Raw genomic sequence first — 1,756 nt, forward strand, 5'->3', positions numbered from 1 at the left:
ATCCGCTGTCGTTCGGTGGTGGTGAGGATGTCGATGCCGTTGAGGTGTTGGTCGGGGTCGGCGACCACGGTGCGTAGGAGTCGTTCCAGTCGATGGGCGAACGTGAGCACGGTGTCCTCGTCGAACAACTGCACCGCGTACTCGATCGCGCCTTCCACCCCGGCGGGCGTGGCCCCGTCGACACGACGCTCCCGCAGGTGGATCGTCAGGTCCACCTTCGACGCGCCGATGTCGACCGAGTCGTCGATGTCCAGGACGACACCCTCGACCCCCGCATCCGGCCGCACGTTACCGTCCGAGTTCAACACGACCTGGAACAACGGATGATGCGCCAACGACCGCGGCGGATTCATGATCTCCACCAGCCGCTCGAACGGCAGATCCTGATGCGCGAACGCCGCCAGATCCGACTCCCGCACCCGCACCAACAACTCCCGGAACGACGGATCCCCCGACACGTCGGTCCGCAACACCAGCATGTTCACGAAGAACCCGACAACATCATCCAGAGCCTCGTCCGAACGACCGGCCACCGCCGTACCGATCGGAATATCCGAACCCGCACCCAAACGCGACAACAACACCGCCAAAGCCGCCTGAACGACCATGAACACCGTCGTGTGCGTCGACCTCGCCACCTCGACCAGACCAGCATGCAAATCGGCATCCCACCGGAACGGCACCGCCGACCCCTGATACGACGCCATCGCCGGCCGCGGCCGATCCAACGGCAACACGATCTCCTCCGGCGCACCCGCCAGATAACCACGCCAGAACGACACCTGACGCGACACCACACTCTGCGGATCACCCTCATCACCGAGCAACTCCTGCTGCCACAACGCGTAATCCGCATACTGCACCGGCAACCCCGGCAAATCGGCGACCCCACCCCCACACCGCGCCTCATAAGAGACCAGCAGGTCCCGACACAACGGCGCCAACGACCAACCGTCACCCGCAATATGGTGCAACAACACCAGCAACACGAACTCGCCGGAATCCACCGCGAACAACGTCACCCGAATCGGACGCTCGACCGCCAGATCGAAACAATACCGGGCCGCCCGCTGCACCACCTGACCCGAATCCGACGCCGACACCGGCACCACCGACAGCCACGAGCCAGCATCACCCACCGGCTCCACCACCTGACACGGAACCCCACCAACCTCACGGAAAACCGTCCGCAACGACTCATGCCGACGCAACACATCCCCCACCGCCGCCCGCATCGCCGCCACATCCACACCACCACCGAAACGCAACACCAACGGCATGTTGTACGTCGAACTCAAACCCTCCAACTGATGCACGAACCACAAACGACGCTGCGCGAACGACAACGGCACCAACTCCGGACGCACCGCCCGACCCAACACCGGACGCGTCCCCCCACCCGCATCCAACCGCCCCACCAAACCAGCCACCGTCGGCGCGTCAAACAAACTCCGAATCGACAACTCCCGACCCAACACCGAACGAACCCGACTCACCAACTTGATACCCAGAAGAGAATGCCCACCCAAATCGAAGAAACTATCGTCAATCCCCACACCAGCCACACCCAAAACATCCGCGAACAACCCACACAACACCTCCTCCACCGGCGTCCGCGCCAACCGACCACCCACCACCAAAAGATCAGGAACCGGCAACCGACCCCGATCCACCTTCCCATTAGAATTCAACGGCAACTCATCAAGAACAACAAAACCACCCGGCACCATATGCACCGGAAGAAGACCCGCGAGGT

The 1,756-nt window shown here is 62.8% G+C and carries 1 protein-coding gene; it reads right to left on the minus strand.

All coding sequences use genetic code 11. The features are described 5' to 3' along the window. Nucleotides 1-1,756 (minus strand): condensation domain-containing protein (locus ACGFIR_RS31590; RefSeq protein WP_393149036.1); only part of this gene is annotated, 1,756 nt, incomplete at both ends.

It is taken from the genome of Micromonospora sp. NPDC049051, assembly GCF_043197575.1.
Classification (GTDB): Bacteria; Actinomycetota; Actinomycetes; order Mycobacteriales; family Micromonosporaceae; genus Micromonospora.